This is a genomic window from Bradyrhizobium sp. S3.2.6 (genome assembly GCF_040546885.1).
Taxonomy (GTDB): domain Bacteria; phylum Pseudomonadota; class Alphaproteobacteria; order Rhizobiales; family Xanthobacteraceae; genus Bradyrhizobium; species Bradyrhizobium cytisi.
On record NZ_JBEPOS010000002.1, the window covers coordinates 399,417 to 423,727 of the forward strand.

At 63.0% G+C, this 24,311-nt stretch carries 23 protein-coding genes; 7 read left to right on the forward strand and 16 right to left on the reverse strand.

Annotated features, from left to right (window positions below; genetic code table 11):
- Positions 1–30: 30 nt before the first annotated feature.
- The 10 genes from ABID58_RS06140 to ABID58_RS06185 form a co-directional block, all read right to left on the reverse strand.
- Positions 31–681, reverse strand: coding sequence for a hypothetical protein (locus tag ABID58_RS06140; RefSeq protein WP_354031935.1), 651 nt, complete (start codon positions 679–681; stop codon positions 31–33).
- A gap of 44 nt (positions 682–725) precedes the next feature.
- Positions 726–929: a hypothetical protein gene (locus ABID58_RS06145; protein WP_148754708.1), complete on the reverse strand. Its 204-nt coding sequence runs from the start codon at positions 927–929 to the stop codon at positions 726–728.
- A gap of 170 nt (positions 930–1,099) precedes the next feature.
- Positions 1,100–1,816 carry a hypothetical protein gene (locus tag ABID58_RS06150; RefSeq protein ID WP_354031936.1) on the reverse strand — a complete coding sequence of 239 codons (717 nt, stop codon included), beginning with the start codon at positions 1,814–1,816 and terminating at the stop codon, positions 1,100–1,102.
- 57 nt (positions 1,817–1,873) lie between these two features.
- A complete protein-coding gene (locus ABID58_RS06155; RefSeq protein WP_354031937.1) occupies positions 1,874–3,280 on the reverse strand; it encodes a coiled-coil domain-containing protein in 1,407 nt (468 codons plus the stop codon).
- 142 nt (positions 3,281–3,422) lie between these two features.
- Entirely contained in the window at positions 3,423–4,196 is a 774-nt protein-coding gene (locus ABID58_RS06160) for a fumarylacetoacetate hydrolase family protein (RefSeq protein ID WP_354031938.1), read from the reverse strand.
- A gap of 11 nt (positions 4,197–4,207) precedes the next feature.
- On the reverse strand, positions 4,208–5,227 hold the full coding sequence (locus ABID58_RS06165; protein ID WP_354031939.1) for a 2-dehydropantoate 2-reductase: 1,020 nt from the start codon (positions 5,225–5,227) through the stop codon (positions 4,208–4,210).
- Positions 5,228–5,328: 101 nt separating this feature from the next.
- On the reverse strand, positions 5,329–5,754 hold the full coding sequence (locus ABID58_RS06170) for a CBS domain-containing protein (RefSeq protein ID WP_354031940.1): 426 nt from the start codon (positions 5,752–5,754) through the stop codon (positions 5,329–5,331).
- Positions 5,755–5,951: 197 nt separating this feature from the next.
- Positions 5,952–7,274 (reverse strand): oxalate/formate MFS antiporter, encoded by a 1,323-nt coding sequence (gene oxlT / locus ABID58_RS06175; protein WP_354031941.1) that lies wholly within the window; start codon positions 7,272–7,274, stop codon positions 5,952–5,954.
- Between the two features lie 260 nt (positions 7,275–7,534).
- Entirely contained in the window at positions 7,535–8,824 is a 1,290-nt protein-coding gene (gene oxlT / locus ABID58_RS06180; RefSeq protein WP_354031942.1) for an oxalate/formate MFS antiporter, read from the reverse strand.
- Between the two features lie 247 nt (positions 8,825–9,071).
- The gene (locus ABID58_RS06185; RefSeq protein ID WP_354032194.1) at positions 9,072–9,239 is read right to left on the reverse strand and encodes a hypothetical protein; all 168 of its coding nucleotides are present in this window, start codon (positions 9,237–9,239) and stop codon (positions 9,072–9,074) included.
- Positions 9,240–9,517: 278 nt separating this feature from the next.
- On the opposite strand from ABID58_RS06185, the gene ABID58_RS06190 reads away from it, so the two are divergent.
- Positions 9,518–10,846: an Hsp70 family protein gene (locus ABID58_RS06190; RefSeq protein ID WP_354031943.1), complete on the forward strand. Its 1,329-nt coding sequence runs from the start codon at positions 9,518–9,520 to the stop codon at positions 10,844–10,846.
- Positions 10,847–11,124: 278 nt separating this feature from the next.
- Here the strand turns inward: ABID58_RS06190 and ABID58_RS06195 are convergent, their stop codons facing one another.
- The gene (locus tag ABID58_RS06195) at positions 11,125–11,568 is read right to left on the reverse strand and encodes an SRPBCC family protein (protein WP_148754657.1); all 444 of its coding nucleotides are present in this window, start codon (positions 11,566–11,568) and stop codon (positions 11,125–11,127) included.
- 524 nt (positions 11,569–12,092) lie between these two features.
- On the opposite strand from ABID58_RS06195, the gene ABID58_RS06200 reads away from it, so the two are divergent.
- The 4 genes from ABID58_RS06200 to ABID58_RS06215 all read left to right on the forward strand — a co-directional run bounded on the left by ABID58_RS06200 (position 12,093) and on the right by ABID58_RS06215 (position 14,148).
- Positions 12,093–13,040: an alpha/beta hydrolase family protein gene (locus ABID58_RS06200; protein WP_354031944.1), complete on the forward strand. Its 948-nt coding sequence runs from the start codon at positions 12,093–12,095 to the stop codon at positions 13,038–13,040.
- A gap of 279 nt (positions 13,041–13,319) precedes the next feature.
- On the forward strand, positions 13,320–13,529 hold the full coding sequence (locus ABID58_RS06205) for a cold-shock protein (RefSeq protein WP_148754659.1): 210 nt from the start codon (positions 13,320–13,322) through the stop codon (positions 13,527–13,529).
- 97 nt (positions 13,530–13,626) lie between these two features.
- Positions 13,627–13,869, forward strand: a complete 243-nt coding sequence (locus tag ABID58_RS06210; protein ID WP_148754660.1) for a transcriptional regulator — start codon at positions 13,627–13,629, stop codon at positions 13,867–13,869.
- A gap of 54 nt (positions 13,870–13,923) precedes the next feature.
- Complete coding sequence (locus ABID58_RS06215; protein WP_148754661.1) at positions 13,924–14,148, forward strand: hypothetical protein; 225 nt, start codon at positions 13,924–13,926, stop codon at positions 14,146–14,148.
- Positions 14,149–14,267: 119 nt separating this feature from the next.
- On the opposite strand, the gene ABID58_RS06220 is transcribed toward ABID58_RS06215, so the two are convergent.
- Positions 14,268–15,839 (reverse strand): winged helix-turn-helix domain-containing tetratricopeptide repeat protein, encoded by a 1,572-nt coding sequence (locus ABID58_RS06220; RefSeq protein WP_354031945.1) that lies wholly within the window; start codon positions 15,837–15,839, stop codon positions 14,268–14,270.
- A gap of 177 nt (positions 15,840–16,016) precedes the next feature.
- Between ABID58_RS06220 and ABID58_RS06225 the strand changes: the two genes are divergently transcribed.
- Positions 16,017–17,051, forward strand: coding sequence for a methyltransferase (locus ABID58_RS06225; RefSeq protein WP_354031946.1), 1,035 nt, complete (start codon positions 16,017–16,019; stop codon positions 17,049–17,051).
- A 155-nt stretch (positions 17,052–17,206) separates the two neighbouring features.
- Here ABID58_RS06225 and ABID58_RS06230 read toward each other — a convergent pair whose 3' ends face one another.
- From ABID58_RS06230 to ABID58_RS06245, 4 genes are all read right to left on the reverse strand, one after another.
- Positions 17,207–17,389, reverse strand: a complete 183-nt coding sequence (locus ABID58_RS06230) for a hypothetical protein (RefSeq protein ID WP_148754664.1) — start codon at positions 17,387–17,389, stop codon at positions 17,207–17,209.
- 415 nt (positions 17,390–17,804) lie between these two features.
- Positions 17,805–19,082, reverse strand: a complete 1,278-nt coding sequence (gene frc, locus ABID58_RS06235) for a formyl-CoA transferase (RefSeq protein WP_354031947.1) — start codon at positions 19,080–19,082, stop codon at positions 17,805–17,807.
- 154 nt (positions 19,083–19,236) lie between these two features.
- Positions 19,237–20,970, reverse strand: coding sequence for an oxalyl-CoA decarboxylase (gene oxc / locus ABID58_RS06240; RefSeq protein ID WP_354031948.1), 1,734 nt, complete (start codon positions 20,968–20,970; stop codon positions 19,237–19,239).
- A gap of 74 nt (positions 20,971–21,044) precedes the next feature.
- Positions 21,045–21,740, reverse strand: coding sequence for a GntR family transcriptional regulator (locus ABID58_RS06245; RefSeq protein ID WP_354032183.1), 696 nt, complete (start codon positions 21,738–21,740; stop codon positions 21,045–21,047).
- A 346-nt stretch (positions 21,741–22,086) separates the two neighbouring features.
- Between ABID58_RS06245 and ABID58_RS06250 the strand changes: the two genes are divergently transcribed.
- Positions 22,087–24,216: an acetate--CoA ligase family protein gene (locus ABID58_RS06250; RefSeq protein WP_354031949.1), complete on the forward strand. Its 2,130-nt coding sequence runs from the start codon at positions 22,087–22,089 to the stop codon at positions 24,214–24,216.
- Positions 24,217–24,311 lie beyond the last annotated feature (95 nt).

Below are 24,311 nucleotides of genomic sequence, written 5' to 3' on the forward strand. Positions count from 1 at the left end.
CTTCGCTGCGCTCGCAATGACGGCAGTGAGCTACTCCGCCGACAGCCGCACCATCTGGCGGCCGCCGTTGATGTCTTTCAGGTTGTTGACGAAGTTTTCCGGGCGCTGCCAGCGATAGGGGACCTTCAGTCCCATGTACTCGGCGATGTCGCCGATGAAGCCGGTGCAGTTGGTGGTCTCGGCATTCCAGACCGGCGAGCTCGCCTGCAATTTCTTGATGTAGGCGAACACGCGCTTGGCGTCGGCCTCGTTCAGATAGACGCGATAGCTCGCGGTCAGATATTCGGGATCGAGATCGCCGTAGCTCGCCCCGGTCTCGGATGGCACCCAGGTGAGGTGGCCGAGCACGTAAGCCCAGGTATCGCCCGAAGGCGTCAGGCCCGCGACCTCGACGGCGCGCTCGCTGGTCTTGCCGTACCAGACGAAGGCATGGCCCCAGCTCGCTGCCGTCCGCGCGCGGAAGTCGACGTAGTACGGACCTTTCTCCGCACGCGCGACGGGGCGCCGCGTCGATTGCGGCGCCTGTCGCGATGTGGAGTCGGTCGTCGCAAGCGCATCTGCATCGGCAACGCGCTTGTTCGCTTCGTGGGCCAAGGCCGATGGCACCATGCATGCGACCATGGCCGCAAGCGCGAGACCTGCAATGATGCAGAATCCCGATCGATCAGGTTTGTTCGTCACGCTGTGCCCCTCGACTGTCGGCCGCCTACGCAGATTTCTGCGCCTCAGTAGCGGGCGGCGACCGGGCCGGGGGCCTTGCCGATCGGGGCCTTGCCAATCGGGCTCTTGCCAATCGGCATCTTGCCGATCGGGGCCTGCTCGGCCGGATAGACCGGTACGGGCTGGCGGCGCGGCAGATCCGCAGCGTTCGCAGCCGTCACCAGAGCAAGCGTCGCGCCCAGAACAAAAACAATCTTCTTCACAGTGATACCCCTAGCAGGTTTGGTCCAAACACGGCTGAGCCGTGCCCCCAGACACGCCTTACAGAAGGGCGGCGGAATGCGTCCACAGTGCGGCACCCCCGCGACTTGTTGGCGGCATCTATCGGGCGCGCCGAGATGTGATGTGTGTCGGAATGTTTCGGCGCGGCGCGCGCTTTTCAGCGATCGGCGGTGAGACGGAAATGCATCTCGATCTTTGCTGGCGATGGTTCGCTTGCAACGCGCCAGGGCGAAAAGCCGGGCGTGGGATCCGGGTCCGAGGGAAGATCGATCGGCCAGTGCTGCGCAGGCACGCCCGGAAGCGTCAGGCTGACGGCGCGGTGGCGTGTCTTGTACATCAGGGATGCGGAGGAAATGATCGCCTTGCGGTCACCGTCATGCGCGCGCCAGTTCGCCGGCAACATGGCATTGGCATAGCCCGTCGCTTCCTCGACCTCGATGTGCACGTCCTCCTCCTTGTCCGGCAAGGTCATGCCGGAGGGAAGCCGAAACTCGACCTGCAGCGTCATGAAGCCGTGGCTGAGATTGGGCGAGCGAATGAATTCGTACCATCCCCAATAGCCAAGGATGGCTGCGATGAGCAGAACGGTGACGGCAAAGGGGAAGGAGAGCCGCGTGGTGCGGGGAGGCGTGGCATCGGAGGTGTCTGCAGACGGCTGTGGCGTTGCGTCCCGGACCAGGCCGAAACGCACGAACAGCCAGATGCCGGCGATCAGGCCGACCACGCCGCCGATCGGGCCGATGTCGAAGAAGGCGCCCATGGCGATGCCGCCATCGCGATCCGGCCCCGCCAGCATGACGACCAGCGCGGCAAGGCCGGACCAGCCGGCGAGCGCGCCGAGCAGGGCAGACAGGAGACCGAGAATGAAGCGCATGTGCGATTGGTCGCGCGAAGATCGATCGCGGTTCGAACCGGTCCGTCGTTTCGGCCTTCACCCGATCCGGTTCAGGCTGTTGCGGATGGTCGAGAAGATGCCGCCGATATCCTTGCGCAGCGCATCGAGCGCGTTGAAATTCTCGAAGATGCGGGCGAGACGGTCTTCGACCTCGCGCTTGCTCTTCGTCAGCGCATCGACGCGCGAGGTGAGGCTGACATTGCCGCTGGCCTCGATCTCGCTGACGGTTTTGGCGAGGAGATCGCGGGTGGTGCCGACATCGGCGATCATGGCCTCGATGCCGAACACCGGCGCTTTCAGCGGAACGAGATCGGCCTGCGACTTCGACAGCTCCGCCTTGAAGGTGTTGAGCGTGGCCAGCGTCTCCTGCAAGGCGCCGAGGCGCTGGCGCGACTGGAGGACAAAATCGTTCAGCGCGTTCTGGCGGTCGACGAGCGTCTTGCCGTCGGGATCGGTCTCGACCTCGGCGAGCGAGCGTTCGAGCTGGGCCCGGCGCTGGCCGAGCTCCTCGAAATCGAGCCGGATCGCTTTCAGGATGTTGGCGCCGTCGTCGATGCGGGCCAGGCGCTGCTCGATCTCGATCTTGTTCTTCGACAGCGTCTCGACGCGTGCGCTGAGCGGCGCCTCGCCGCCGGTCTCGATCTCGTCGACGCTCTTGGCGAGGCGGTCATGGCTGAGGCTGAGCTCGCCGATCAGGGCGTTGATGCCGGCGTCGGACGAGCGCAGCGGCACCAGCTCGGCATGGGATTTCGCCAGATCTTCCTTGTACTGGTTGAGCCTCGCAAACGTGTCCTGCACCGCGTTGACCCGGCCGAGCAGCGTCGATACGTCGCGGGCGATGTCCTTCAGCCGGTCGGCAAGATTGTTCTTGCGGTCGTCGGTCTCGAGGTCGAGCAGCGAGCGTTCGAGCTGGTTCTGGCGGTCGCGGATCTCCGTGAAGACGGGCTCGACCGCGCGGCGCTGGTCGGCGACCCTGCCGACCATCTCGCGCAGCCCCTGCTGGCGGCGGCGGATCTCGGCGAGCTGATCGTGCATGTCGGTGGACTGATTGCGGCCCTGCTGGAGCAGCGCGCGCTGCTCGGTCTCGCCGAGCTTGTCGTGAAGGGCGGAGACGGCTTCCCTGGGATCGCTCTCGATCAGGTGCTGGACGGTGGTATCGAGATGATTTTGCAGGGCGTGGGCGACGACGACGTCTTCCCGGGTGTTCTTGAGGCGGTCGCGGAGCTTGTCGAGGCGCTGGTCCTGGCGTGACAGCCGCCAGGCCGAGGCGCCAATCAGCGCCAGCCCAACCACAAGGATCGCACCGGCTGCGATCCGCTGCGGCATCGGCAGGGCCGCAAACGCGGCGGGCAGATGGGTGACGTCGTAGCCGAACGCCTGCGGAGCGAGGAACGCGATGGCGGCGAGCAGGACAGACCAGGCAACCAGGAAAAACAGCCACATCGCGACGTCCCCACGCCGGCACAATCTCGCCATGATTGCTATTGGAGAGCGGAACCGAGATCAAGGGCCGGGCGGGCTGCCGGACCTTTTCGAGGGGCGCAATCCACGGCTGGTTGCGTCTGCCGCTCGGGGGACGGCGGGGCTACAGCCGAAACTCGTTGGTCAGCTCGCCGATGCCGTCGATCGCCACCGTCACCGTATTGACCTGCTCCTTCATGACGCCGACGCCGACCGAGGTGCCGACGGCGATGAGGTCGCCGGGGAGCAGGGTCATGTCGTGGGAGATCTTGCTGACGAGGGCTTGCGCACTGAAGATCATGTCCGCGATCGGATAGTTCTGCCGCTCCGCGCCGTTGAGGATGGTGCGCACCGTGAGCTTTGCCGGATCGAGGCCGGTCGCGATCACAGGGCCGAACGGGCCGTAATCGTCGATGCCCTTGGCGCGGGCCCACTGGGGAAATGTGGGATCGCTGGTCAGGATGTCATTGGCGGTGATGTCGTTGACGCAAGTGTAGCCAAAGATGAAGCCGTCCGCCTCATTGGGCGAGACGCGGGCGCAGGTCTTGCCGATGACGATGCCGAGTTCGCCTTCATAGGTGGTCTTGCCGTCGTAATAAGAGGGACGCCGGATCACGGCGCCCGGCGTCGTGATCGTGGTGGTGGCCTTGAGCAGATAGAGCGGCTCCGGCGGCTCGGGTTGATTGAGCTTGGCCGCGAGCGCGTGAAAATTGTTCCAGAGCGCGACGATCTTGCTGGGCGCGCAGGGCGCGAGCAACTCGACCTCCGACAGCGCCAGCATCTTGCCGGTGCTTTCGTTGCGGCCGAACATCTCGCCGTCATGCACGTTGATATCAGATGCGGTCAGCGTGCCGAAGCCGGTGGTGCCGGCGTGGCGGAAGCGGAGCCACTGCTTCATCTCGCCAGCCATCACGCCACCGCCAGTGCGCGAGGATCCGATGGCGCGGAGACGCCGTCATAGAGGCCGGCGACGCGGGCGCGCTGGGTCACCATCGCCAGCACCGAGTCGAGTGCCGGCGTCGGGATCCTGGTCAGGCGGCCCATCTCCTGTACCACGGTGACGAGCGGGTCGATCTCCATCGGGCGGCCGCGCTCGAGATCCTGCAGCATCGAGGTCTTGTGCGCGCCGACCTTGCGGGCGCCCTCGATGCGGCGCTCGACATCGACGCGGAATTTGACGCCGAAGGTTTCGGCGATCGCTTGCGTCTCCACCATGATCGCGCGCGACAGCGCCCGCGTCGACGGATCGGTGCAGATCACGTCGAGCGTGGCATGGGTCAGCGCGCTGATCGGGTTGAAGCAGACATTGCCCCAAAGCTTGAGCCAGATCTCGTCGCGGATGCGGTCGAGCACCGGCGCCTTCAGGCCGGCGGCAACGAAGAGATCGGCGAGGCGCTGCACGTCCGACGTGACCTCGCCGGAGGGCTCGCCGAGCGGAAAATTGTTGCCGTAGACGTGGCGGATCACGCCGGGCTCCTCGATCTCGGTGGCGGGATAGACGATGCAGCCGATCGCGCGTTCGGCCCCTAACTCGCGCCATTGCCGCCCGCCGGGATCGATGCTCTCCAGCGTCGCATTCTCGTGCTCGCCGCCATGCTTGTGGAAATACCAATAGGGGATGCCGTTGACCGCGGTGACGATGCGGGTGTGCGGCCCGAGCAGCGGCTGCATCTTCTCGATCACGCCGGTGATCGAATGCGCCTTCAGCGTGACGATGACATAGTCCTGCACGCCGAGCTCGGCCGCGTTGTCGGTGCAGCGGGGATGGACGGTGTGCTTCTCCTCGCCGGCGAGCAGCGTCAGGCCGTGCTCGCGCATCGCGGCGAGGTGCGCGCCTCGCGCGACCAGGCTGACATCGGCGCCTGCGCGCGCCAGCTGCACGCCGAGATATCCGCCGATCGCGCCGGCGCCGTAGATGCAGATCTTCATGAAGTCCTCGCGGGGGTAGCGGAATTTTGGGACGAAAGATCCGGTCCGGCTCGGAGTTGTCCGAGCCGGGGCCCGTCGTCGCGGGGGAGAGTGGTCGCGCTTTAGGCTGCTTGCGATGTGCTGCTGGTCGCCTCGTCAACGGCAGCCGCGATGTCGCGCATGCTGATGACGGAGACGAGGCTGTAGTCGTCGATCACGGGCAGGTGCCGGATGTGATTCCGGTTCATCAGATGCCTGACGTGCTCGATTGTGTCCGAGGAGGTGCAGGAGACCAGCTGCTGCACCGAGACCAGCTGCGAGACCTTGACGTTGACGGCATTGGCGCCGTGCTCGGCGACCGCGCGCACCACGTCGCGCTCGGTGAACATGCCGACCGCGGTGTTTCCTTCCGAGCGGACCACGTCCTTCACCACCAGCGCGCTGATGTTGTTGGCTCGCATCAGCTTGGCAGCGATACCCACCGTTTCGTTCATTCGCACCGTGACGACGCGCGGTGTCTTCTTGCGCAGAATGTCTCCGACCAGCATTGCGACCTCCTCGGGTGAAATGATGAGCGAAGTGTGGTATACATAATGCCAATCGTCAAGCACTGGATTTGGCTCATCCGAAAATTCTTGCGGCAGCGTTGTTGACGTTTGTCGTCGCCCAAAGAAGATAGGGGAGGCCAAAGAAAAAGGGGCGCATCGCTGCGCCCCTTCGGCCGATCTGACAGGCGTGTGGTCGGCTACGCCGTCTCGGTCTTTGCGCTTGCCGTTGCGGTGTTGGCGCTCTCGGCTTCCTTGCCCAGGATGAAGGAGCGACGCAGCGGCTTGATCACGAACAGCGCCATCAGCGCGGCCGTCGCGTTCAGCGCCACCGCCACCACGAACACGGCCTTCCAGCCATAGGCGGCCGAGATCACGCTTGCCAGCGGGACCAGCAGGGAGGCGGTGCCCTTCGCGGTGTAGAGCATGCCGTTGTTGGTGGTCGCATATTTCGAGCCGAAGGTGTCGCCGCAGGTCGCGGGGAACAGCGAGTAGATCTCGCCGAACACGCCGAAATAAACTGCAGTGGCGAGCACGAACACGATCGGAACGTGACCGTAGGCCGACAGAGTCAACAGCATCAGCGCGGCGGTGCCGAAGGCGATGAACATGGTGTGCTCGCGGCCGATCGTGTCGGACACAAAGCCGAAGAACGGGCGGCCGAAGCCGTCGAAGATGCGGTCGAGCGAGATCGCGAACGTCAACGCCGCCATCTGGAAGCCGGCGAGCGAGACCGGCGTGTCGGCAATCTTGAAGTCGTGCGCGATCGGCGCGATCTGCGCCGCGGTCATCAGGCCGCCGGAAGCGACCATGACGAAGACGAGATACATCACCCAGAAAATAGGGGCACGCAGCACCTGCGGCGGGGTGAAGTCGATCTTGGTCTGCGGCAGATTGAGCTGCTTCTTCTTCGGCGGGATCGAGATCCGCGGCGGCTGGATGAAGAAGGCGAGCACGAACACGATCACGCCCTGGCCGATGCCGAAGGTGAGGAACGCGTGCTGATAGCCGCTTGCGACGATCATGGCCGCGATCGGGACCACGGTGAGCGCTGCGCCGGCGCCGAAGCCGGCCGCGGTCGCGCCGGCGGCGAGGCCGCGACGATCGGGAAACCATTTCAGCGCGTTGCCGACGCAGGTGCCGTACACCGCGCCCGCGCCCATGCCGCCGACGACGGCTGCGGTATAGAGCAGAGGAAGGCTATCGGCGTAGGAGTTGAGCACCCAGGACAGCGCGATCATCACGCCGCCGAACATGATGACGATGCGCGGGCCGTATTTGTCGACGAACCACGCCTCGATCGGCACCAGCCATGTCTCGGTGACGACGAAGATGGTGAAGGCGAGCTGGATCGCGGCGCGACCCCAATGGTGTTCGTGATCGATCGGATCGACGAACAGCGTCCAGCCATATTGCAGGTTCGCGATCATCGCCATGCAGACGATGCCCATGGCGAGCTGGAGCCAACGGAAACCGGTTCGTAGGGGCGCAGCGGTCACGGCGCCGTCCATGCTGGACATCATCAACAACCTCCCAAGCGCCTGTCTGGTCGCGACACTGCCGCCTATATGACGGAGTGTCGCAAATATTGTGGCTTATCGTCGCAAGCGCGGGCGGCAGCTTGGTATACCATATTCCAGAATGCAAGTCCTATTGTGCGATCGCGCTCAAGAAAGCGCCGGGTTCCCTTCGGGTTTCCGGTATTTGGATATATTCGGTCAAAGCGAAAACGCCCGGCCGTGAGGCCGGGCGTCGGTCGCCAGACGCTGTTGTGCGAACGAGCTCAGACGGTCGATTGCGCGACCACGACCTTGCGCCAGGGTTTGAGCACCAGGATCGCCAGCAGCGAGGCCAGGATGTTGGCGCCGGCCGCGAGCATGAACACGTTGTCCCAATGGCCGGAGGTCTGCTGCACATAGTTTGCGAGCGGCACCAGCAGCGCGGCGGTGCCCTTGGCGGTGTAGAGCAGGCCGGCATTGGTGGTCGCGAACTTCGCGCCGAACGTGTCGGTGCAGGTCGAGGGGAACAGCGAATAGATCTCGCCCCAGGCGAAGAACACGAAGCCCGACAGGATCACGAACCAGATCGGATCCTGACCCCAGAGATAGAGCATCCAGATCCCGACGCCTTCCATGCCGAAGGCGATGAACATCGTGTTCTCGCGGCCGATCATGTCGGAGATCCAGCCGAAGAACGGGCGCGTCAGGCCGTTGAGCACGCGGTCGATGGTCGCTGCGAACGTCACCGCGGTCATGGTCATGCCGATCAGCGTGACCGGCACGGCGTCGACCTTCCAGTCGACCGCGATCGGCTTCAAATTCGCCGTCACCATCAGGCCGCCGGCGCCGACGATCACGAACATGAAATACATCAACCAGAAGATCGGCTGACGCAGAACTTCGGTCGGCTGATAGTTGCGGCGCGACTGCACCAGCGCCGCATTCGCCACCACGCTAGGCACCTGGCCCGGCTTCGGCGCCAGCAGGAAAAACGCGAGAATGCAGATGATGATGCCTTGTCCGAGGCCGAAATAAAGGAACGTGGTCTGGAAGCCGGAGTCCTTGATCATGGCCTGGATCGGCGCGACGGTGAGCGCGGAGCCTGCACCGAAGCCGGCGGCCGTGATGCCCGCGGCGAGACCGCGCTTGTCGGGAAACCATTTCAGCGCATTGCCGACGCAGGTGCCGTAGACGCCGCCGGCGCCGATGCCCGCGATGATCATGCCGAGATAGTAGCCGTTGAGTGTGGTGGCCTCCGCGTTGATCGCCCAGCCGATCGCGCAGAGGACGCCGCCGATGAGCACGACGAGGCGCGGACCGTATTTATCGACAAACCATCCTTCGACCGGCACCAGCCAGGTCTCGAACAAAACAAACAAAGTAAAGGCCCACTGGATCGAGGCGCGATCCCAGCCGAATTTCTTCTGGATGTCGGGGACGAAGAAGGTCCAGCCATATTGGTAATTGGCGATCATCACCATGGCCGCTACGCCGATCGCCAATTGCGCCCAGCGATATGTGTCGCTGACGCGTGCGGCGGTAGGAGCCGTTGTTGTCTGCACCATGTCCGTCATGAATCCTCCAATAGCGCTTCTGTTTTTCTGAACGAGCGTTGGCGCCATTCTTGTATTCATTATGCCAAGCCTTCAAGCGCGCCACGGCCCATTGTGCGCTTATGACGCAACCCCGTTTGCGAGGCTGCGCAATGTGCCGATTCCCAAATAGAAATGGCCCCGCAGAGCAGGGCCATTCTTCAAAAGTAGGAGTTTGCCGGTTTTACAACCGCCGCGACAATTCGACGCGCCGGGCCTCGTCTTGGCCTTACAGGCCGAAGCGGGGCAGATCGCCGTTGTGGTTGGAGATTTCGGCGCTCGCCATCAGGAAGCGGTCGACGGCGGCCATGAAGCGGGCGAACAGCGAGGAAGTCGGGGCGAGGGCGACGGAAGCGGTCTTGGACATCTGAATTTCCTTTCTCGAGACGGTCAGCATCACTGTCTCATTTCGAGAGGTAACGTATGTATACCAGATGCCAATGTCTATGCATGCCATTGCATAGCAGCATGCCGATTGCCGCATTGCAGCATAATGTTTCGTCAAGCGGGCCGGTCTGGGCTCAAAACGCGCGGTTTGGGGCTCAAACGGCTAGGAAAGCGGCTCCGGGTCACTGCGGATCGGTCCTTGAACCCGGCCCTTGCTCGACTCTTGGCACCGCAGTGCAAAACGGTTAGTGGTTCGCCCCCTTTTCCAATCACCCCGCAGAGTGGTTCATGTCGAGCGCCTCGCCCGCCGTCTCGATCGGCATCGATTTTGGAACCAGCAATACGGTCGTAGCGCTCGCGGTGGACGATCGCCGGGTCGAGGCCATCCGCTTCGATCACGGCGGACAACGGCACAGCACCTACGTCTCGGCGCTGTGCTTCTGGGAGGACCGGCCGGGCGCCGGTGCCCAGGCCGAAGGCGGTCCGTGGGCGATCGAGCAGTTTCTCGAAGGCCGCCACGTCCACCGCTTTCTGCAGTCGTTCAAGACCTTTGCGGCGAGCTCCAGCTTCAACACCACGCAGGTGTTCCGGCAGCGCTTCAAGTTCGAGGATATTTTGGCGGCGTTCCTGCGGACGCTGGCGCGCCATGGCGGCGACAGGTTCGGCTTCGAGGTGGCCAACATCACGGTCGGCCGGCCCGTGCGCTTTGCCGGCGGCAATCCCGACGACGATCTGGCCATGCAGCGCTATCGTGCCGCGTTCGAACGCCTCGGCGCCGGCCACGCGCGCTATGTCTATGAGCCCGTGGGCGCGGCGTTCTCCTTCGCCCGCCGGCTGGAGCGCGATGCCACCGTGCTGGTTGCGGATTTCGGCGGCGGCACCAGCGATTTTTCGGTGATGCGTTTCTCGCGCGCGGGCGGCGTCTTGCGCGCCGAGCCGCTTGGCCATGCCGGTATCGGCATTGCGGGCGACACGTTCGATTATCGCATCGTCGATCACGTCGTCTCGCCGCGGCTCGGCAAAGGCTCGAGCTTTCGCTCGTTCGACAAGGTGCTGCCGATCCCGAGCGGCCACTACACCAACCTCGCGCGCTGGCATCAGCTCGCGCTGATGAAGAGCAACGGCGATCTGCGCGAGCTCAGGGAATTGTCGCGCACCGCGCTGAAGCCGGCGCTGCTCGAGGATTTCATCACCATCGTCGATCTCGATCTCGGCTTCTCGCTGTACCGGGCGGTGTCGGACGCCAAGATCGCGCTCTCGGCCAAGGACGAGGTCGACTTTCGCTTCAGGGGCGGCGGTGTCGAGATCGGCTCGACCATCACGCGGAAAAACTTCGATGCCTGGATTGCCGACGACATCGCCCGGCTGGGCGCCACGGTCGACAAGGTGCTGGGCGAAGCCGGCATCACCGCGCGCGAGGTCGAGAAGGTGTTCCTGACCGGCGGCACCTCGTTCGTGCCGGCGGTGCGAAAACTGTTCGCCGACCGGTTCGGCAACGAGCGGCTGATGTCGGGCGATCAGTTCGAGTCGATCGCCTACGGCCTCGCGCTGATCGGACACAGCCCCGAGCCGGATCGCTGGACCGCGGACGGCGGGCTCAAGCCGAAGGGCACGTAACAATCCTTCGCAATCAGCCGGACCTGCTTCGCTGGCAGCAGTTCAATGGGCTCTGCAGAATTCCACAGACTCGATGTGAGTTGTTCACTCGGAAAGTCCCTCATTCTCCGTCATTGCGAGCGTAGCGAAGCAATCCAGAATCGTTCTGCGGAGGGACTCTGGATTGCTTCGCTACGCTCGCAATGACGTGGGTGGATCCGCGCATCCGATCGAACGGATTGACCCGCGGATAACCGCTTTCATCCGGATCGCCTCTGCGGGTGCGATCCGGCTTTAAGCTACTGCTTGATCTCGGGCTCGACGAGACGCGCGAGGTTGCGCAGCGATTCCTGCCAGCCGAGATAGCAGGCCTCCGGCGGAATCGCGTCGGGAATGCCGGCCTGCGTGATATCGAGCTCGGTGCCGACAAGGACTTTCTTCAGTGTCACCGTCACCTCGATCTCGCCGGGCAGGTTCGGATCCTCGAACTTGTCGGTGTAGCGCAGACGTTCGCCGGGGACGAGCTCCAGGAATTCGCCGCCGAAGGCGTGGCCGTTGCCCGTCGTGAAATTCCGGAACGACATTCTGAAGGTGCCTCCGACCTTCGGCTCCAGATGATGCACGGTGCAGGCAAATCCGTTGGGCGGAAGCCATTTTGCCAGCGCATCCGCCTCCAGGAAGGCGCGATAGACTTTGTCCGGGCTGGTCGTGAGAACGCGGTGCAGGCGTACGGTGCTGGGCATGGTCGTTACTCCCTTTGAGATGCTGGGCTCGACGGTGAGGTCTATTGCCCAATCATGGCCTGAGGACGAACGCAGTTGCGCCGATCCGACATGACGGCGTCAGATTTTTCGTTCGCCGCTTCGTCCATTCTTCTGCGAGCGGCACGTGTCGCACTCTGCTGCCTTGGCTCATTTGCCGAGGCCGTAGGCATTCAACTTCTCCAATCCGATCCGGCACTGTCGGGCGCGATCTGGTATCCTTGCGCGGCTTTCACCGCGAGTTCGACGCGGCGGTGGTGAAGTTTTTTCGCGAGCAACTCGCTGGCGGCGATCAGTGAGCATCGCGTTCGAGAGGAGGCGAGGATGAGGCGACTGGGCTGCGTGATCGGCTTGCTTGTGCTTCTGCTGTCGCCGGCCGCGGCCGATCCCGCGCTGCCGGGCCTTGTTCGGCAGGATCGGATGCTGCCGATCACGCTTGCCGATGGCAGCCAGGTCAGGCTCGAGACCATGATCCTCCGGCCGGACCGCCCCGGGGCTTTCCGCTGGTGCTGCTGGTTCACGGGACAATTCCAGGGACCGGGGAAGCCCTTCGCGCGGCGCTGGCGCGCGATACGCCGGCCAGTCTGCTCAATCCGGCCGTCGCGTTCGCACAGCGTGGTTATGCCGTCGCATCGATCATGCGGCGCGGCTTTGGTCATTCAGAGGGGCGGTTTGCCGAGACGCTGTCCGGACCATGCGATAACAGGGACTATCTCGCCATTGCGCGGATCGCAGCCGAGGATGTGACCGGCGCACTTGCCGCGCTCCGCAGCGAGCCCTGGGTCGAGCCCGGTCAGGTCGTGCTGATGGGGCATTCGACCGGAGGCATTGCGGTGATCGCCGCGGCGGCGGACAATCCTGCGGGCGTCTTCGGTGTTCTCAACTTCGAGGGGGCTCACGGTTCTGTCCCGGGGCGCACGTGCAGTCCGGATCATCTTGTGGCGGACGCCGGCATCTTTGGCCGCACGGCGCGAATTCCAGCGCTGTGGGCTTATTCGGAGAACGATCGCAGTGCGCCGCCGGCGTTGGGCCGTCGCATGTTCGATGCTTACGTCGCTTCCGGCGCGCCTGCGCAATTGCGAGTGCTGCCGCCCTTCGGTGTCGACGGGCATGCCATGGTGCCGATGGGGCCCGCCGACTTTTGGTGGCCGGCTGTCGAGAGTTTTCTAAATCAACTGCGCCTGCCGACGTCAGTACTGGTCGAATTGCCGCCGCCTGCGGCTATCCCGGCGCCGATGCCGCTCAACGCGGCGTGCGCGGGCTATTTCGATTCTTATGTAAAGGCGTGGACCGACCTCAAAGCCTATGCCTGGAATCGCGAAGGCCATTGTTCATCAGTGACCTCCACGCAGCGGACGATCGAAGATGCGAAGAGCGAGGCGATGCACCAATGCGCGGCCGCCTGGAAGGAATGCTCGCTCTATGCGGTTGGGCAGGCGCTGGCGCCCGGTTAGAGTCCTGGCGTCACCATATCCCAACGCTGTCTGGTGCAGTTCCGCGTTACTCGGTTGGGAGCGTTGGCGATATTACGCGCCCCCATACCGGGGGGCGCGATTAAATCCGGCCAAAGCCTTGCTAATTTCGACGGCAAGGTATACCTTAGGGTTGTTCGTTCAGCCGCTGTGCCTTGTTGAATGCGCCCGCGGGCTCCTTTTCCATCGACATCGACGAATTGAAACGGTTCTGCGTGAGTATCACGCGGAACGCACATTTGTGCTCTTTGGAGAAGAAAAATGGCAACAGGTACTGTGAAGTGGTTTAACGGCCAGAAGGGTTTTGGATTCATTCAGCCCGACGACGGTGGCAACGATGTGTTCGTTCACATCAGCGCGGTCGAGCGGGCTGGTCTTGGTGGTCTCGCCGAGGGCCAAAAGGTCAACTTCGAGGCCAAGACCGACAAGATGCGGGGCAAGGTCAGCGCTGAGAATCTCTCGCTGGCTTAAGTCCATCAGTGCCGTTTCACGGATGTACTGAAACGGCCATGCGACCCGCTCGATCCCTGGATTGAGCGGGTTTTGTCTGTTGCCGAAAGGGTGAAAGATGAGCGCCAGGAAATCGGCCGAACCGTCACCCGAAAGCATCGCGCGCTCCAACCGCCAACGCTTGGCTGCTCAAGAAGGCGCGCAAGCGATGCTGGACGCCGAAAAGCAGGCTGTCGACCTGCGCAAGAACATGGCGCGGCTTCGCCAGTTGCGTGAGGCCAGGGAAGCAGCCGATGCCACCCTTCAGGCATCGTTGCCGGCCCCGACCCCGACGAAGCGGAAGAGAAAGCCGCCGCAATAGCCGACGTCAATATCGCTGCCGAACGATGCGACAGGGCCGGTCACATGCCAGGGAGTGCGGATCGTGCCTAGGATCAAGCCGGACGGCGGTGGCACCATCACCTTCTTTCTCGCGCACGGCGCCGGGCGGCAGCTCTGCCGGCTTGCGACCACCTTTGCGACCCAGAAGCAGGCTTTCAGCTACCTTCAAAAATACCGCACGGAGTTCGAGCGCATCGCACGGACGCGGCTGGATTCGGGAGAGCTCGAAGACGGCGTCGTTGTGCTGTCGATGCTCTAGCGCGCATCTATCCCAGGCCGTTTACCTATAAACCCGACGACGTGATACGAAGATGCCTGCGCCGGCTTTGCCGCTATAGCGACCAAATTCGCGCGCAGCGCAGTATGCGTCAAAAGCGGTCATCCGGGCACGCCAGCTATTCGCCAGGCTTGGCCCAATTTCTCGATATCTTCGAGCCGGCGAAACGGCGAGCTTTTGATGCCGGAAATCCGCAAAGCAGGATCGCTTTGCAGGATTGCGTCGCAGGCGCGACGGGCTTCGGCGGTGCGCCCGGCCATCGCAAGGCTCGACATCAGTATTCGCTGCGCACCCAGAAAATTCGGCTGGCGCTGGATGGCGCTCGTGGCGCGGGACAGAGCTTCCTCATACCGCTCGGCAAAGAAATGAGCGAAGGCCATCCCGGTTTGCGGAATGAACAGGTGGGGATCGATCGGACTCAAGCGAATTGCTGCCGAGAATTGCTCGATCGCTGCATCGTGGTTGCCGAGAAAAACCTGTGCCCAGCCTGCCCAAAGACGCGCCATAGCCAGATTGGGGTCGAGTGCAATGGCTCTTGCTGCAAGAGCCGAGCCGGTCTCCGGCTCTCCGAGCATGTAGGAATAGACATGTGCTGCGTGCGCAAGCACCAGAGGATCGTCCTGGTCGAGCTGCACCGCTCGTTCGACCAGTTGTCGGCTTTCGGCCCGCTCCTTTGCCGCGTCCTCGATCCATCCGAACCCTTTCTTCTGACCGAAAATGTTTGCTCCAGAGGCGTAGGCGACGGCAAATGCAGGATCGAGCGAAATGGCAAGCTTAGTCATCCTGAGAGCTTCAACGCTGCCCTCCCGCGTCCACTGGTAGATGCTGAATTTAGAGCGCAGATAATAGTCATAGGCCTGCAGGCTTTCGGTCGGTTTGCGCCGTGCGCGCTCTATCTCGGCCCGCTCAAGCTGCGGAGACATCGCGCCTATCACGCCGCTCGTCAGGCGGTCCTGCAGATCGAAGATGTCTTCGATCTCGCCATCGAACCTGTCCGCCCAGATGTGCGTGTCCGTGGACGCATCGATCAATTGCCCGGTCACCCGAACCCGTCGTCCGGCCTTGCGCACGCTGCCTTCCAGGACGTAGCGAACACCAAGCTCACGACTGATCCGCTTGATGTCGACGGCTTCGCCCTTGTAGGTGAAACTCGAATTGCGCGAGATGACGAACAGCAATTTCGATCGCGACAGTCCCGTGATGATATCCTCGACCATGCCGTCGGCGAAATATTCCTGCTCCGGATCGTCGCTTAGATTCTGGAACGGAAGCACCGCGATGGAAGGTTTGTCGGGAAGCGCAAGGACGGGTCTTGGGTGTTCCATCGGACGGTCGTTGGAGATCGGCGCGCCGGCGGGTCCTTGCGCTTGCAGAATGGGTCCGACGAAACGGAAGCCCTTTCGCGGCAGTGTCTTGATCAGGCGCTGTTCCTGACCGGAATCGCCGATCGCATTTCGCGCGGCATTAAGGCGAGTTGTCAGCGCTTCGTCGGACACGCTGCGCCCGTTCCAAACGGCATTGATGAGATCGTCCTTGCTGACGACGCGCTCCCGGTTGCGGATCAGATAATCGAGCAGGTCGAAAACCTTGGGCGCGATGGCGACGACTCCCGCGTCGCGATGCAACTCGCGGCGGTCCGTGTCGAATACGTAATTCTCGAACAAATAGCGCAAGTTGCCGTTCCCCCAGGTGGCCTCCGATCGTCGAGACACCAGCACCGATCGCACCCGCAAGAATAAGCCGCCGGTAAAGAAAAAGTAAGCCGTAGGTCAGGCGTACCCGCGCATGCCTTGGCACTCTCGTCTGAGTGAAAATACCCCCGGAAGAGACGCTCGAACTTGGAGCAGGTTATGTCGGAATCGATTCAGGCGGCTGCTCCGTGCCTCCCGCCGCATGCTCAGCTGATACAGATGGGGACAGGCGGGGCGGTTGCTAATGTCGTGCACATCGCGGCGAAGCTTGGGTTGGCTGATAAACTTGCTGATGGACCGAAGAGTGCTGTGGAGCTGGCCGGCCCATCAGCTCTGCATGCCCCCTCCTTGCACAGATTGATGAGAACGATGGCCAGTCTGGGGCTTCTCACGGAAGGCGAACGACTGCGATTTTCGTTAACGAAGCTCGGCGAGGCATTAAGGTCGGATGCTCCGGGCTCGGCAAGATCGACGTTGCTCATGACGGGAAGTAGTTGGGTCGGAAGTGGCTTCGCCAATCTGCTTCATTCCTTGGAAACAGGCCGTACAGGCTTCGAAAAAGCACACGGGGTGCCGTTCTTCGACTATCTTGCTCAACATCCCGAAGACGCTTCAGTGTTTAGTGAAGCAATGGTTGGGCTTCATGGAGGAGAACCTCCAGCGGTCGCGGCGGCCTACGATTTTTCTATGTTCCAGACCGTCGTCGATGTTGGAGGGGCATCTGGCAATATGCTCGGTGCTATACTTGGACGATACCCAGAGCCTCGAGGCTTGTTGTTCGATCAGCCGCACGTTGTGATCGATGCTGAAAAAACGCTCAAAGCGAACGGCGTTACGGGTCGTGTGACCGTCGAGGCTGGAGATTTTTTCCTGTCCGTGCCTTCGGGCGGCGACGCTTACATCTTGTCGCATATCTTGCACGATTGGACCGATGACCAGTGCCTGACAATTCTGGGTCATTGTCGCAGAGCCGTGAAGCCGGATGGACGACTGCTCATTGTCGAGATGGTCCTGCCTCCCGGTGACGCTCCACATCCGGGGAAGATACTGGATATGGTGATGCTGGCGTTGATCGGTGGGCAGGAGCGCACGGAAACCGAGTACGCCAGTCTACTGGACAAGGCTGGTTTCCGCCTCAGTCGCGTCGTGGCAACACAATCACCGGTCAGCGTCGTAGAAGCCGTTCTGGCCTAAGTGCCGCAAGGTCCGCTGGGACTCACCGGGAGGGTGCGGCGCAGGTTGATATCCGTTCAGGTCCAATGTCGATGGAAAAGACTGCCGGCACGGTTGGCGCTAAGCCCCGGTGAGGCACAGGACATCCGATTTGCCGGAAAACTCCTGTCCGCGTCCTAGTCTTCGCGTGTTTTCGGCTGAGCCTCACGGGCCAATCGTTCCGCTTTCAGCCGCTCACGGTTCTCGTGCAGGGAGTGCTGGTCCTTCGCGTAGTCATTCATCGGCTTCTGCGTTGTGGCAGGCTTGAACGCCTTGTTGGCCTCACGCTTGGCGCGATCGGAGGTTTGATCTTTCAGCATGTCGATCTCGATTTTGTCTGTGTGCTCCGCGAATGCGCTGACGTCCCGTCCGCGTTCGCGGGCTGGTGAACGGCGCGTCGTCCTTGGAGCGGGAAGTCGGGTCTGGATAAGCAACTGACGGCTACCGCGTTGGTTCCTCGAAAAAGTCGGCGCGCCGCAGTGGCGAGCCTCTGCGTCGAGACGCCCTTCGATGGGCCGACCCTCACTTTTCGCATGATGACATCCTACCCCTGTTTTGCCCGACGCGTCAAAGGAAATTCGTAAAATACGAAGTTCCCTATACCCGCCAAGGGGTTCGCTACTGTGCATGGGGTTGTTTTTTGTTTTTACTTTGGGCTTGCGGCCGTACGGCGCGTCTGACGCAAAAAGGCCGCCTCGAAGGGCGGCCCTTTCGTCTGAAGCGTTGTGGTGCCGCTTACTCGGCGGCCTGCTTCTGCGGCGGATCGAGCGCGCCGGACTTGTGGATATCGGCGACCTGGTGATCGCTGAAGCCGAGCACGCTGCGCAGGATCTCGTCGGTGTGCTCGCCGAGCAGCGGCGAGCGCTGCACGTCGCTCGGGGAGGCCGACAGCTTGATCGGGTTGCCGACCGAGATGTACTTGCCGCGGGTGGGGTGGTCGACCTCGACCACGGTGCCGGTCGCGCGCAGCGACTGGTCTTCCGCGATCTCCTTCATCGACAGGATCGGGCCGCAGGGGATGTCATCCTTGTTGAGGATCTCCATCGCCTCGAACTTGGTCTTGGTCATCGTCCACTGCTCGATGCGGCCGAAGATCTCGTTCAGGCGCGGCAGGCGGGCCGCCGGCTTGGCGTAGTTCGGATCGGTCTTCCAGGTTGGCTCGCCGATCACGTCGCAGATCTTCTCCCAGACCGGCGCCTGGGTGATGAAGTAGATGTAGGCGTTGGGATCGGTCTCAAAGCCCTTGCACTTCAGGATGCGGCCGGGCTGGCCGCCGCCGGAATCGTTGCCGGCGCGCGGCACGGCATCGCCGAACGGAATGCCTTCGCCGAACTGGCTGTATTCCCTGAGCGGGCCGCGCTCGAGGCGCTGCTGGTCGCGCAGTTTTACGCGCGCGAGGTTGAGCACGCCGTCCTGCATCGCCGCGGTGACCTTCTGGCCCTTGCCCGAATGCGTGCGCTGATAGAGCGCGGTGACGATGCCGAGCGCCAGATGCAGGCCGGTGCCGCTGTCGCCGATCTGCGCGCCGGTGACGAGCGGCAGGCCGTCGCGGAAGCCGGTGGTGGAGGCGGCGCCGCCGGTGCACTGCGCGACGTTCTCATAGACCTTGCAGTCCTCGTACGGCCCGGGACCAAAACCCTTGATCGAGGCGACGATCATCTTCGGGTTGATCGCCTGGATCTTCTCCCAGGGGAAGCCCATGCGGTCGAGCACGCCGGGGCCGAAGTTCTCGACCAGCACGTCGCACTTCTTGATCAGCTCGGTGAGGACTTCCTTGCCCTTGGGGTTCTTGGTGTCGAGCGTGATCGAGCGCTTGTTGTGGTTGAGCATGGTGAAATACAGACTGTCCACGTTCGGGATGTCCTGCAGCTGGCCGCGGGTGATGTCACCCACGCCCGGGCGCTCCACCTTGATCACGTCGGCGCCGAACCATGCGAGCAGCTGCGTGCAGGTCGGTCCGGACTGGACGTGGGTGAAGTCGAGAATGCGAACGCCCTCGAGCGCTTTGGTCATCGTGTTGCTCCTGTTACCATTCTGTTTCCGTCATGCCCGCGAAGACGGGCATCCAGTATTCGCTGAAGGTTCAATTGGGCCTCAGTGCTCGCCTCAAGGATGGTTCGGCGATTACTGGATTCCCCGCCTGCGCGGGGAATGACCCGGCGGTCCATTACTTCTTCTTCTGCAGAACGCTCTGCGGATTGAGGTTGCCGATGCGGCCGCTCTCCGAGCCCGCGGCCGGATCGATCACCGCGTTGATGAGCGTCGGCTTGCGTGAAGCCATCGCCTCGTTGACCGCGCGCTTGAGCTCGTCGGGCGAGGTCGCATTCACGCCGACGCCGCCAAAGGCTTCCATCATCTTGTCGTAGCGCGCGCCCTTGACGAACACGGTCGTCGCCGGATCGGCGTTGACGCTGTTGACGTCGGTGCCGCGATAGATGCCGTCATTGTTGAAGATGACGACGCAGATCGGAAGGTCGTAGCGGCAGATGGTCTCGACCTCCATGCCGGAGAAGCCGAAGGCCGAGTCGCCTTCAACCGCCAGCACGGGGTGGCCGGTCTCCAGCGCGGCGGCGATCGCCTGGCCCATGCCGATGCCCATCACGCCCCAGGTGCCGACGTCGAGACGCTTGCGTGGGCGGTACATGTCGATGACGCCGCGGGCGAGGTCGAGCGTGTTGGCGCCTTCGTTGACCAGGATCGCCTCGGGGTGATCCTTGATCACGTTCTTCAGCACGCCGAGCGCGCCGTGATAGTCCATCGGCGACTTGTTGTTCATCAGCTTCGGCGCCATCTTGGCGACGTTCTCGTCGCGCTTGGATGCGATGGCCTTGGTCCATTCGGCCGGAGGAGCGGTCCAGCCCGACGCAAGCGCCTGGTTGAAGGCGGACACGACCGAGCCGATGTCGCCGACCACGGGCGCGACGATCTCAACGTTGGAATCCATTTCCCTCGGCTCGATGTCGACCTGGATGAACTTCTTCGGGGATTCGCCCCAGCTCTTGCCCTTGCCGTGCGACAGCAGCCAGTTCAGCCGCGCGCCGATCAGCATGACGACGTCGGAGTCCTTCAGCACCGTCGAGCGCGCCGCACCGGCGCATTGCGGATGCGTGTCGGGGAGCAGGCCCTTGGCCATGCTCATCGGCAGGAACGGCACGCCGCTCTTCTCGACGAAGTTCTTGATCTCCTCATCGGCCTGCGCGTAGGCCGCGCCCTTGCCGAGGATGATGAGGGGACGCTTTGCGGCCTTCAGCACGTCGAGCGCGCGCTTGACCGAAGCAGGCGAGGGGATCTGCGCGGGCGCAGCGTCGATCACCTTGACCAGCGACTTCTGACCGGCCTCGGCGTTCATCACCTGGCCGAACAGCTTTGCCGGCAGGTCGAGATAGACGCCGCCTGGACGGCCCGAGACCGCCGCGCGGATGGCGCGGGCAAAACCGATGCCGATATCCTGCGCGTGCAGCACGCGATAGGCCGCCTTGCACAGCGGTTTTGCGATCGCGAGCTGGTCCATCTCTTCGTAGTCGCCCTGCTGGAGGTCGACGATCTCGCGCTCGGAGGAGCCCGAGACCAGGATCATCGGGTAGCAGTTGGTGGTGGCGTGCGCGAGCGCGGTGAGGCCGTTGAGGAAGCCGGGCGCGGACACCGTCAGGCAGACGCCGGGCTTCTTGGTGAGGTAGCCGGCGATGCCTGCGGCGTAGCCGGCGTTCTGCTCGTGGCGGAAGGAGATCACGCGAAGGCCGGCGGCCTGCGCCATGCGGCCCAAATCCGTGATCGGGATGCCCGGCACATTATAGATGGTGTTGATGCCGTTCAGCTTGAGCGCGTCGATGACGAGATGGAAGCCATCCGTCAGTTCCTGCTCGGTGCCCGGTGCTTCGGACTTGGTCGCGGTGTTCAGCATGGGCCTTGTCTCCCTGGTCTCAAGATAACGGGGCGAATTTTTCGCCCTTCTGGTGAATGTTGCTAGGTGAAGAGCTACGTGAATAGTTCCTGGCCGTGCGCTTCGACGTAAGCGGCTAGACCAAGGGTGTGGTCGCGGGCGCGCTTCTCGGCGAGCTCGGTGTCGCGTGCCTCGAGCGCTTCGATCATGCCGAGATGCTCGGGCAGCGACGTCGCGGTGCGGTCCTTGCGTCCGATCGTGAGCTGCCGGTAGCCGCGCACGTGCAGCAGAAGATCGTTGGTGAGGTCGACCAGCACCGGGGATTCCGACAACGAGATCAGCGCCTGATGGAACGCGATGTTGGCGCGCGAATATTCCTCGACGTGATCCTGGGGCAGGCGGTCTTTGCCAAAGTCCTTGAAGTAGTCGCGCAGCGCAGTGATGTCCTTCTTGCGCGCGGTCGTGGTGATGAGGCGCGCGGCCATGCTCTCCAGCGCCGCCCAGGCGCGGATCATGTCGACGATCTCGCTCTTGGTCCGGCGCACCACCATGATGCCGCGGCGCGGAACGGTCTTCACGAAACCGTCCTGCTCGAGCATCGCGATGGCTTCGCGGATCGGCGTACGGCTGACACCGAGGCGTTCGGACAATGCGCGCTCGTCCAGCATCACCGGCTCGGGTGTCGAGTAGATGTCCATCTTGAGGATGGCTTCCTTCAAGGCATCATACGCCTTGTTCTTGAAGCTGCTCTCCGGGGCAATACGAACGATTGCGATGTCTGCCTCGGCCATGTTCGGCAACGCCTTGGTTGGTTTCCGCAGTGACACGACGATTCTCCTCCAGTGGGAGTCGTCTTTTACAGGAATATTACCGGAAAGTTTTTGGCATACCATATGCCAGAATGTCAAGCTGCCTATTTTTTGCGGCGTTCTAAGGTGCTCTCTGACTTGACAAGTTGGCTTCTGGCATACCAAATGCCATCGCTAGCCATTTTTGATCCAAACCGGCGGTGTAGTCCAGGCATTTCTGCCGCTGCATTCCGCCGCACGGAACAGAGCGCGGCGATGGCAAGTGTCACGGGCAGCCGCATCACGCGCGCCTTGCAAAGCAAGAACTGAAGGTCAAGGGAGAAGCCATATGTCCAATTCGAAAGACGTCGTTCGCAAGGTCCTTGACCAGGTCAAGGCCGACAACCGCGCCAGCCTGACCGCCCCGGAAGGCAAGCTGGTCTGCGACGCCTACGGCATTCCGGTGCCGAAGGAGGGCGTGGCGAAGTCGGCGGGCGAGGCCGGCAAGATGGCGTCCTCGATGGGCTTCCCGGTGGTGATGAAGATCGTCTCGCCGGACATTCTCCACAAGACCGAGGCCGGCGGCGTCATCGTCGGTGTCAAGACGGCGCAGGATGCCGAGAAGGCCTACGAGACCATTCTCGGGAACGCCAGGAAGTACAAGGCCGATGCCAAGATCGAGGGCATCCAGGTCCAGCAGATGCTGGCCGGCGGCACCGAAGTGATCGTCGGCTCGATCACCGACGGTTCGTTCGGCAAGCTGGTCGCCTTCGGCCTCGGCGGCGTGCTGGTCGAAGTCTTGAAGGACATCACCTTCCGCCTCGCGCCCGCGACCAAGGAAGACGCGCTTTCGATGCTCGACGGCATCCAAGCGCATGAGATTCTGAAGGGTGTGCGCGGCGGCGAGCCCGTTAACCGCACGGCGCTGGCCGACGTCATCGTCAAGGTCTCGCAGCTCGTCACCGATTTCCCTGAGATCGTCGAGCTCGACCTCAATCCGGTGTTTGCGACGGCGAAGGACGCGATCGCGGCCGACGTGCGCATCGTCGTCGACTTCGCCTACAAGCCGAAGCCGAAGCCGCGCCCGACCGAAGAGATCGTCGCGGCCATGAGCCGCATCATGCAGCCGAAGGCGGTCGCCGTGGTCGGCGCCTCAGCCGAAGACGGCAAGATCGGCAACTCCGTGATGAAGAACCTCATCAACGGCGGCTACAAGGGCGACATCTATCCGATCCATCCCAAGGCCGCCGAGATCCTCGGCTACAAGGCCTACAAGAGCGTCAAGGACGTACCGGGTGTGATCGACACCGCCGTGTTCGCGATCCCCGCGAAGTTCGTGGCTGCGGCGCTGATCGAATGCGGTGAGAAGAAGATCCCGGGCGCGGTGCTGATCCCGTCGGGCTTCGCTGAAGCCGGCGCGCCGGAGCTGCAGGCCGAGATCGTCGAGGTCGGCAAGAAGTACGACATTCGCCTGATGGGGCCGAATATCTACGGCTTTTATTATACGCCGGCGAACCTCTGCGCCACCTTCTGCACGGCTTACGACGTGAAGGGCCACGCGGCGCTGTCGTCGCAGTCGGGCGGCATCGGCATGGCGATTATCGGCTTCTCGCGCTCGGCCAAGATGGGCGTCTCCGCGATCGTCGGCCTCGGCAACAAATCTGATATCGACGAGGACGATCTGCTCGCCTTCTTCGAGCAGGATCCGAACACCTCGATCATTGCCCAGCACTGCGAAGACCTCAAGGACGGCCGCGCCTTCGCGGAAGCCGCCAAGCGCGTCTCCAAGAAGAAGCCGGTCGTCGTGCTCAAGGCCGGCCGCACCTCGGCCGGCGCGAAGGCGGCCTCGTCGCACACCGGCGCGCTCGCCGGTAACGACAAGATCTATGAGGACGTGCTGGCGCAGTCCGGCGTGATCCGCGCCCGCAGCCTGCGGCAGCTGCTCGAATTCGCCCGTGGCGTGCCGGTGCTGCCGACGCCGAAGGGCGAGAACGTGCTGATCATCACCGGTGCGGGTGGCTCGGGCGTGCTGCTGTCGGACTCCTGCGTCGACAACGGCCTGTCGCTGATGTCGATGCCGCCGGATCTCGATGCGGCCTTCCGCAAGTTCATCCCGCCGTTCGGTGCGGCCGGAAATCCTGTGGATATCACCGGTGGCGAGCCGCCGATCACCTATGTCAACACGGTGAAGCTCGGTCTGTCGGACGAGCGAATCCACTCGCTGATCCTCGGCTACTGGCACACCATCGTTACGCCGCCGATGGTGTTCGCCCGTAACATGGTCGAGGTGAAGAAGGAGATGGAGGCCAAGGGCTTTGTGAAGCCGATCGTGGCCTCGCTCGCCGGCGACGTCGAGGTCGAGGAAGCCGCCGAATACCTCTACCAGAACGGCATCCCGGCCTATGCCTATTCGACCGAACTGCCGGTCGAGGTGCTCGGCGCCAAGTACAAATGGGCGCGCGGCGCAGGGCTGCTCTGAGAAGAGACGCCGCTTCGGCATGATCCGAAGCGGGTAGTTGTTCACCTCTCCCCGCGTGCGGGGAGAGGTCGGATTGCGAAGAAATCCGGGTGAGG

What these genes read in the sequence shown, in the direction of transcription:
- ABID58_RS06150 (WP_354031936.1), bottom strand. Translation starts at nt 1,816, where the DNA reads ATGCGCTTCATTCTCGGTCTCCTGTCTGCCCTGCTCGGCGCGCTCGCC.
- ABID58_RS06155 (WP_354031937.1), bottom strand. Translation starts at nt 3,280, where the DNA reads ATGTGGCTGTTTTTCCTGGTTGCCTGGTCTGTCCTGCTCGCCGCCATC.
- ABID58_RS06160 (WP_354031938.1), bottom strand. Translation starts at nt 4,196, where the DNA reads ATGAAGCAGTGGCTCCGCTTCCGCCACGCCGGCACCACCGGCTTCGGC.
- ABID58_RS06165 (WP_354031939.1), bottom strand. Translation starts at nt 5,227, where the DNA reads ATGAAGATCTGCATCTACGGCGCCGGCGCGATCGGCGGATATCTCGGC.
- ABID58_RS06170 (WP_354031940.1), bottom strand. Translation starts at nt 5,754, where the DNA reads ATGCTGGTCGGAGACATTCTGCGCAAGAAGACACCGCGCGTCGTCACG.
- oxlT (WP_354031941.1), bottom strand. Translation starts at nt 7,274, where the DNA reads ATGATGTCCAGCATGGACGGCGCCGTGACCGCTGCGCCCCTACGAACC.
- oxlT (WP_354031942.1), bottom strand. Translation starts at nt 8,824, where the DNA reads ATGACGGACATGGTGCAGACAACAACGGCTCCTACCGCCGCACGCGTC.
- ABID58_RS06185 (WP_354032194.1), bottom strand. Translation starts at nt 9,239, where the DNA reads ATGCTGACCGTCTCGAGAAAGGAAATTCAGATGTCCAAGACCGCTTCC.
- ABID58_RS06190 (WP_354031943.1), top strand. Translation starts at nt 9,518, where the DNA reads ATGTCGAGCGCCTCGCCCGCCGTCTCGATCGGCATCGATTTTGGAACC.
- ABID58_RS06195 (WP_148754657.1), bottom strand. Translation starts at nt 11,568, where the DNA reads ATGCCCAGCACCGTACGCCTGCACCGCGTTCTCACGACCAGCCCGGAC.
- ABID58_RS06205 (WP_148754659.1), top strand. Translation starts at nt 13,320, where the DNA reads ATGGCAACAGGTACTGTGAAGTGGTTTAACGGCCAGAAGGGTTTTGGA.
- ABID58_RS06210 (WP_148754660.1), top strand. Translation starts at nt 13,627, where the DNA reads ATGAGCGCCAGGAAATCGGCCGAACCGTCACCCGAAAGCATCGCGCGC.
- ABID58_RS06225 (WP_354031946.1), top strand. Translation starts at nt 16,017, where the DNA reads ATGTCGGAATCGATTCAGGCGGCTGCTCCGTGCCTCCCGCCGCATGCT.
- ABID58_RS06230 (WP_148754664.1), bottom strand. Translation starts at nt 17,389, where the DNA reads ATGCTGAAAGATCAAACCTCCGATCGCGCCAAGCGTGAGGCCAACAAG.
- frc (WP_354031947.1), bottom strand. Translation starts at nt 19,082, where the DNA reads ATGACCAAAGCGCTCGAGGGCGTTCGCATTCTCGACTTCACCCACGTC.
- oxc (WP_354031948.1), bottom strand. Translation starts at nt 20,970, where the DNA reads ATGCTGAACACCGCGACCAAGTCCGAAGCACCGGGCACCGAGCAGGAA.
- ABID58_RS06245 (WP_354032183.1), bottom strand. Translation starts at nt 21,740, where the DNA reads ATGGCCGAGGCAGACATCGCAATCGTTCGTATTGCCCCGGAGAGCAGC.
- ABID58_RS06250 (WP_354031949.1), top strand. Translation starts at nt 22,087, where the DNA reads ATGTCCAATTCGAAAGACGTCGTTCGCAAGGTCCTTGACCAGGTCAAG.